The sequence below is a fragment of the Okeania sp. genome, from assembly GCF_983059655.1.
The window spans coordinates 13,930-21,320 of sequence record NZ_CEZPJD010000043.1 but is presented as its reverse complement, the minus strand read 5'-3'; the positions used below and the strand labels follow the sequence as shown (position 1 = coordinate 21,320).

The 7,391-nt window shown below is 36.7% G+C and carries 8 protein-coding genes; 1 reads left to right on the top strand and 7 read right to left on the bottom strand.

Going from position 1 to position 7,391, the window contains the following annotated elements; all coding sequences use genetic code 11:
- Window positions 1-26 precede the first annotated feature (26 nt).
- The 7 genes from psbV2 to AC3DU7_RS04840 all read right to left on the bottom strand — a co-directional run bounded on the left by psbV2 (window position 27) and on the right by AC3DU7_RS04840 (window position 5,527).
- Window positions 27-530, bottom strand: coding sequence for a photosystem II cytochrome PsbV2 (gene psbV2, locus AC3DU7_RS04870; protein WP_488038230.1), 504 nt, complete (start codon window positions 528-530; stop codon window positions 27-29).
- Between the two features lie 252 nt (window positions 531-782).
- Window positions 783-1,274 (bottom strand): photosystem II cytochrome c-550, encoded by a 492-nt coding sequence (gene psbV / locus AC3DU7_RS04865; protein WP_488038229.1) that lies wholly within the window; start codon window positions 1,272-1,274, stop codon window positions 783-785.
- 90 nt (window positions 1,275-1,364) lie between these two features.
- Entirely contained in the window at window positions 1,365-2,615 is a 1,251-nt protein-coding gene (locus AC3DU7_RS04860; protein ID WP_488038228.1) for an RNA-guided endonuclease InsQ/TnpB family protein, read from the bottom strand.
- Between the two features lie 226 nt (window positions 2,616-2,841).
- The gene (locus AC3DU7_RS04855) at window positions 2,842-3,027 is read right to left on the bottom strand and encodes a translation initiation factor IF-2 N-terminal domain-containing protein (RefSeq protein WP_488038227.1); all 186 of its coding nucleotides are present in this window, start codon (window positions 3,025-3,027) and stop codon (window positions 2,842-2,844) included.
- 45 nt (window positions 3,028-3,072) lie between these two features.
- A complete protein-coding gene (accD, locus tag AC3DU7_RS04850; protein ID WP_488038226.1) occupies window positions 3,073-4,053 on the bottom strand; it encodes an acetyl-CoA carboxylase, carboxyltransferase subunit beta in 981 nt (326 codons plus the stop codon).
- A 379-nt stretch (window positions 4,054-4,432) separates the two neighbouring features.
- On the bottom strand, window positions 4,433-5,260 hold the full coding sequence (locus tag AC3DU7_RS04845; protein ID WP_488038225.1) for a prepilin peptidase: 828 nt from the start codon (window positions 5,258-5,260) through the stop codon (window positions 4,433-4,435).
- 6 nt (window positions 5,261-5,266) lie between these two features.
- Window positions 5,267-5,527, bottom strand: coding sequence for a hypothetical protein (locus AC3DU7_RS04840; RefSeq protein ID WP_488038224.1), 261 nt, complete (start codon window positions 5,525-5,527; stop codon window positions 5,267-5,269).
- 1,144 nt (window positions 5,528-6,671) lie between these two features.
- On the opposite strand from AC3DU7_RS04840, the gene AC3DU7_RS04835 reads away from it, so the two are divergent.
- A partial coding sequence (locus AC3DU7_RS04835) for a DEAD/DEAH box helicase family protein (protein WP_488038231.1) occupies window positions 6,672-7,391 on the top strand: 720 nt, incomplete at its 3' end.

Here is a 7,391-nt window from a genome sequence, read left to right as displayed (position 1 = left end):
TTAGTCTGAAGTTTTCTAGAACGATGTTAATTTTGTTCAACCCCTTCTGCTCCCCAAGCAGGAGCTTTTTGTGCAGCTCTCAAAATAAATGCACCCATCTGTTCTACTTCAGTTTGGGACATCCAATTTTCTGTAACTTGACGACAAAAATAGGTATAGTCACTACCATCATAGATCATAGGGTCTCTGAAGAAAGCAACTAGATTATTAATGTTGTCTCGTGGTGGTGTTGCTCCTTCTAATTTTTTGAGGGATAGAGATATTGGAGGGTTGACTAAATTTGCTCCTCCTACATGACAGTTAAGGCAATTTTTGGCAAAAATCTGTTTGCCTGTAGATAAATCTTCAGCAGAAAATTTCTTTGTTTCACCTTGTTCATTCAGTTTAATTTCTACTGGTTGTTTAGCTTGTAAATATCTTTCTACATAGGAATCTACCACAGCTTCGGCTGCTTGAGTATCAAAAATTATTACTTGAACAATAATTAATATAGCTAGTAGGAAACGAATCAGTAACGATCTATTTAACATACTATTTTTCTGATTTTAGTTAATTACAAATCTAGAATTATAAATAATCAATTTTAGATTAAGGTTTAATGAAGAGAAAATCTAATTTTTTGTCTCCCACCAAAAAACCAATAATCTAAAATCATCAATCAATAAACTTCTTGCAAAAGTGTTAATTAAATCTATTCAAGATATGAAATAAACAATTTCATCTCCCTATTCCTTATTCCATGACTTCTGCAAGAAGTCTAATATTTCAAAGAAAAAGGAATTTTAACGGAATATTTTACCGCCGCCCCATCCTTTGCCTAAAACTTTAGGCTGTACGAGGATATAACCAGCGATCGCGTATAAATCATCCTCTGTGAGATTTCTCATTTCTGGATAAATATCGGCACTCTTAATGCTGGGGTGAAACTCAGATATCTCAATAAATCCATCATAAGTAGTAGGATTTTCCATGTAGTCTATCAACCCTTCAATATTATCTCGTGGTGGATAGGCCAAAGCCAAAGCTTCAGGCCCTAGTCCCACATCAGGATTTGTTTTGGTTATTCCTCCAACATGACACTGGGAGCAAACATTAATAAATTCACGCTTGCCTCTGATGTATTCCTTAGTACTAAGTACAACTTTTTCACCTTCATCATTCAGAGGTAGAGTCCGGTCGTTATCTGTTAATTCGGCTGCTGTGGCAATGTTAACGAACGTTTGAAATGTCAGAAAGACAATGGCAACTACAGCTATGAAAAATTTTTTCAACATTCTTCTCCTTAAAACTGGCAAGTTAATCAATTAACAAAGATACATTTATTACTTCAGATTTACTGAACTTTGATGTGACATACTCCTACACTAAGCTGGCGCTATAGTGTGGGCTTCTCGTTTCGCAGCCCCGGTATTCCGTCGGGCTCCACAAGCTTTAAGGACGGAATGCCCTACCGCCCTATTTTTGATATTTATCGCCGCATTTCCTACGGAATGCTGCGCAAACAAGTCGCGGTCTATTACAATACCGCAATGTGGGCAGGAATGAGTTCGTATGTTTAATTCTTTATCGACTTTTTCACCACAGTTTGAGCAATTTTGGCTGGTATTTTTGGGGTTCACTCCTATAGTTTTCTGTCCAGCATTTCCGGCTTTGACAGTTAAAATAGACAGGAATTGGCCCCATCCTGCATCGTTAATTGATTTACTCAAACGAGTCTTTGCTAGCCCTTTAATGTTTAGGTTTTCATGGGCGATAACATCCGCTTTTGATAACAATTTATTGGCTGTTTTGAAATGAAAATCTTTACGTTGATCGGCTACTTTTTTATGTTGTTTAGCTACAGCTAGAAGAGCTTTCAACCACCTTTTACTTCCTTTTTTCTTTCGAGATAAACGTTTTTGCAAAGTCTTTAATCGCTGCTCAGATTTTCGATAGTATTGAGGGATGGGAACAGATTCTCCTTCACTTGTTACTAAGAATTCCTTCAACCCCATATCAATTCCCAGAGTGTTTTTTAATGTAGGTTCAACTTTAGTTGTCAAAGCTGGAACTGATTTTTCTTCTAGGGATAAAGTCACATAATAACCATCAGCTTTACGACTAATAGTCACTGTTTTAATTTTAAAACCTAATGGTAAGGGTCGATGTTGAATTAACTTGATATTGCCTATTTTTGGCAAGTTTATCTTGTTTCCTTGAATGCAGTCTTGCTTGATTTGAGGATAAGTAAAACTACGATAACGTCCTTTTCCTTTGAACCTTGGTTTTCCTAATTTATTTCCATTTTTGTCTGTCTTCAACCATCTATCAAAGGCAAGTTTTACCCTTTTTATGCAATCTTGGCATACCTGAGAATGAATTAGCTTGTACTCCCGAAATTTGTCTTTGGTATTGATCAAATCTTTTTTTTGAGAGTAATAATCTGGATTATCCCTGAGTCTGGGAATGGGCATTACTAAGGGGCAGGCGTTAACGGGACAACGGTTTTCTGACCACCATGAGAATCGCTCGCCTAACCGATAGTTGTACTGCCGACGCAACAATTCTAACCACATTTCTATTGTGGCTATTTGTTCTTTGTTGGGCCTTAATTTATATTGGTAGGCAGTGCGCATGGTGGAAAATTTCCGGGGTTATTGCAAGATAATCATACAAGTTTTTCTACTAGGGGAAAAGCTTCTACTGAGATAGCATGCAAATTGAATCGGCATCGAACTGATTAATTTGCTGCCGATTCATATGCCAAATCTGCATATTATGGCGTTAGGCTTCTCGGCGATTCAGCTAATTTTTATTTATCAGTGGTCAGGTGTCAATTCGTCAAGTATTTAACAATTCTGATTAAGAATTAGATTTTTGTTCTTGGGCTAATAAATGAGACATAATTGCTTTAGCATCCTCTAAGGCCAAACGAGTCTGAGAGTGTTTATAAGAAATTCCCATCTGGTTGCAAAGACGAAGTACTTCATCTACATGGACATTGAAGTCTTCTGCTATTTCCTGGATTGATATATCTGCGAAACCCATAACATTTTTTAAATAATTAAAAACAAATTGTGAAACACTCAGAATCTAATTCTGAGGCATGGTTTGAATTGTGTTGTCATTTGTAATTGAATTATGTTGTTCTGGCTGAAAGGGTATATGGCAGTATGGCCCTGCTTCTAATGATTCAGCAGAAGTAGGAGCAGCAGGATGAGTTTTATGAAGGCGAATTAACTGAGCCAGAGTTTTCTTTAACTGAGTACGAGGTACTATTATGTCTATAAAACCATGTGCCAATAGATATTCGGAGGTCTGAAAATTTTCAGGTAGCTTTTCACGGACAGTTTGTTCGATAACTCGTCGTCCAGCAAAACCTATTGTTGCTTTTGGCTCAGCGATAATAATATCTCCAAGCATGGCAAAACTTGCTGTAACCCCACCGGTAGTCGGATGAGTTAAAACTGGAATATATAACAGTTTCTCTTCTCGATGACGTTCTAAAGCACCGGAAATTTTGGCCATTTGCATTAGGCTCAACATTCCCTCTTGCATTCTGGCCCCACCAGAAGAACAAATAATTATTACAGGTAAGCGCTCTTTAGTAGCTTGTTCAATTAACCTAGTCAGTTTTTCTCCAACAACTGACCCCATACTTCCTCCCATAAATTGGAAGTCCATCACTCCCAAAGCTACGGGTTCAGCTTCGATGTTGCCGATACCTGTCTGTACGGCATCTAAAAGTCCTGTTTTTCTTTGATACTCTTCGAGGCGATCGCTATATGCTTTGCGATCGCGGAATTTTAAAGGATCTGCCCCTCTAACTTTTTCGTTAATTGCCATCCATGTGTTACCATCTAGCAAATGCTCAATTCGCTCACTGCTAGATATTTTCATATGGTGCATGCATTCCAGGCAAACCATTTGATTTGCTTGGAGGTCTTTTGTATAAGTTAAAGCACCACAAGCTTCACATTTAATCCAAAGTCCATCAGCAATCTCTCGTTCAGGTCTCTGTTGAGAGTTCTGGACTGATTTTTGACGATTTGCAAACCAATCAAATAGAGACATTAAAATAATTTAGAATTAATTATTAAGTGATTAAATCTTTGCTAAAGCCTTGTGTTTTTCTCCTTTTCAGGCAATTAAGTATAGAATATAGAGCTATGACTATCACTAACAGAAAATAAACTAAGAGCGTTTTGATTCAAAAAAATTCTGTCATACTTGAAAAAGTTTGGCTGAAAATTCTGTTTATTCTACTTAGTTTTTGTTTGCTTAGAAAAGTTATCAAAATAATTGGGTTGCGCAACCCCGCCCTTTAAAGCGAAATATTTTTGGAGAGGGGCTCAAGTCCCTGTTATAAAAATAACTTCTGGCTTCTGACTTCGTTAAAGCCCTAAGTATCTATACTTGAGAGGTCCTGAGTAATATGTTTCATCCAGAAAAATTAGGATGAAAATCCAGGGAAAAATAGGTTGAAGTAGGTTGATAATATATCATCACCCCAGATAACAGTCAAACCAGCTCCAATTGCTAAACAAGGCCCGAATGGCATTGGTTGTTTTCGGTCTAGCCAACCTAGGGCGATCGCTCCTCCACCTACAAATGCTCCCATAGTACAGGCAAGAAAACAAGTTAATAGTAGATATTTCCAACCTAACCAAGCTCCTATCATGGCTGCTAGTTTGGCATCCCCTCCACCCATAACTGTTTGTCCGAAAGCTATGGAACCGAATATAGAGATTAAGTCAAACAACCATAAACCCACGACTGCGCCGATAATACCAACCATAAAAAAATTGATTAGATTATTTTCTTGAATATTTGTCTCTAATGTGGTAAGTAACTGAAAACCTAAACCCAAGACTAATCCAGATTGTGTGAGAGAATTAGGTAAAGTCATGGTGTCTAAGTCAATCATAGATAGAGCTAGTAGCCAACTGAAAAAAGTCCAATAACCTAAGGTGGGAATTGTAGTTCCAAATTTCCAGAAAACGAGCAAAAATAAGAAACTTGTAACGACTTCTACTAAGGGATAGCGGATAGAAATTGGGCTGTGACAATGGCCACAACGTCCACCTAAGCATAACCAAGCAAATATTGGGATATTTTCCCAGGGTTTTAATTTACTTTGACAACGGGGGCAGTGGGAGGGAGGCAAGAGTATAGATAATTTAGAAGGTATGCGATAAATGACTACGTTGAGAAAGCTACCAATGGATGCACCAAGGGCAAATACAATGAGAGTAAGAGGCCATATTATTAGTAAGTCCATATTCTATTAATAGATTTTTGATTCAATTAGCTCTACAGGGACGAAAAGTTCACCTGGTAATAAAATTGGCTGGTGAGAGAATATTAGACTAGCTCTATAACTTACAGGACTAATTGCGACACCAAAGGGAGGTCTAGGTTTGTCAGGATGAGTTTCCAGATAAGTGCGATAGAGTAGTTTAGCCAATTTTTGTAGGGACGGAGGAAGTAATAAAGCAATAGTTGGATCTAAGTATTTTGCTGGTCTTTTTTGTGTAGCGTTTACCACGAGAAACCCTGATTTTAAAAGTCAAAAGTTATAGCGCTGTGCGCAGGCAATAGGCAATAGGCAACAGGCAATAGGGGGAATTAATTGCAGAGAGTATAAGACTTTTGGCTATTTGGCCACTCCTGTGATTTGTAAATATACCAGCGCTCATTGCTATAAAAATTAAAATTTACAGATATTTTCAGTTGAAATTAACTACTATAAAAATTGTCACTACGTCTTTTCGTATTTGACAATAAATTTTAGTCCAGTAGTGGATTAACAAAGCTAAAATGGTGCGTTACGACGGATTGTTAAATGCCTTTCACAGTCTAAATTTTAGCCGTCTAACGCACCCTACAATTTTGCACTAAATTAGGTGTGTCGGTCCAGTAGAATGTGTTAGCGGAGCGTAAAGCACCATCCCATTTCTTTACTATTCGGTATTCCCTATTCTTTTTTTTATAGCACTTGGTCTCCGCATCCTAGATAAACAAACTATAGTTGTTAATCAAAAATGCACTTTGATATTTACCAATATTTTTTAGGGTTGGACAAGTTTGCCTAATATAGCGGTCTTAATCTTAACTTTGAAATTAAAATATATAATATAGCAATATGATTTGAGTTGTTAGATATTGGAACTTTTTAGGGAATAGGGAACAGGGAACAGGGAACAGAGAAGAGGAAAAAAACGTATCATATGAATATAATAATCGCTATATTCTACACTTTTAAGGAACACCTCAATTCTCACAACTCATTCCTGATTGCTATAGACATTTCCAATAATCAAAAATAAAATTAATTATCGTACAGAAATCATTAATTCTTTCTTCCTACTCTGTAGGGATGTTGCATGCAATGTCCCTACTCCCTCTTTTTTGGAGATGTCTAATTAGGGTTTGCTGCAAAAGTCCCATTAGTAGGGGTAGGATACAGGAGATAAGAAAAATGGGAATGAGCGAGGAGGTAGGAGTAAGAATTGTAAGAATAATTTTTCTGCCCAACTATGCGCCTAAAATACTAACTTTTTGAGCATAAAGAGCTGAAAACCATACACTTTTTTCGACAAAAAAAAGGCTAAAGTTTTTATATATAAATGCTTTTAGATTTATTCAGCAAGCCCTAATTTAAGAATAATATAAATACAGCTAAAATTATGATGGCAAAATTTTATTTGCAAGCTCCTTTTCAACCTACTGGTGACCAACCTGGAGCGATCGCTCAATTAACTACTAATATTCAGGCTGGGCATAATTTTCAAACATTATTGGGAGCTACAGGTACGGGTAAGACTTTTTCGATAGCTTCTACGATCAAAAATGTAGGCAGACCGACGTTAGTTTTGGCTCATAATAAAACATTGGCTGCTCAATTATGTAATGAATTAAGGGATTTTTTTCCTGATAATTCTGTGGAATATTTTATTAGTTATTATGACTATTATCAGCCGGAAGCTTATATTCCGGTGACAGATACATATATAGAAAAAACTGCTTCTATTAATGATGAAATTGATATGTTGCGTCACTCAGCAACGAGGTCACTTTTTGAACGTCGAGATGTAATTGTTGTAGCTTCGATTAGTTGTATTTATGGTTTAGGAATGCCTGCTGAATATTTAAAAGCTGCTATTTCTTTGCAAGTAGGAGAAGAAATTAATCAACGAAAAATTTTGAGAGATTTAGCAACAGTTCAATACAGCAGAAATGATTTAGATTTAGGTAGAGGAAAGTTTAGAGTTAAGGGCGATGTTTTGGAAATTGGACCTGCTTATGAGGATAGAGTTATTCGGGTAGAATTTTTTGGGGATGAAATAGATGCTATTCGTTATATTGACCCTGTAACTGGAAAGATTCTCCAAAGTTTAGAGTCTTTAAAT

Excerpts from the sequence above, each read along its gene's own strand:
- psbV2 (WP_488038230.1), bottom strand. The coding sequence starts at position 530 with ATGTTAAATAGATCGTTACTGATTCGTTTCCTACTAGCTATATTAATT.
- psbV (WP_488038229.1), bottom strand. The coding sequence starts at position 1,274 with ATGTTGAAAAAATTTTTCATAGCTGTAGTTGCCATTGTCTTTCTGACA.
- AC3DU7_RS04860 (WP_488038228.1), bottom strand. The coding sequence starts at position 2,615 with ATGCGCACTGCCTACCAATATAAATTAAGGCCCAACAAAGAACAAATA.
- AC3DU7_RS04855 (WP_488038227.1), bottom strand. The coding sequence starts at position 3,027 with ATGGGTTTCGCAGATATATCAATCCAGGAAATAGCAGAAGACTTCAAT.
- accD (WP_488038226.1), bottom strand. The coding sequence starts at position 4,053 with ATGTCTCTATTTGATTGGTTTGCAAATCGTCAAAAATCAGTCCAGAAC.
- AC3DU7_RS04845 (WP_488038225.1), bottom strand. The coding sequence starts at position 5,260 with ATGGACTTACTAATAATATGGCCTCTTACTCTCATTGTATTTGCCCTT.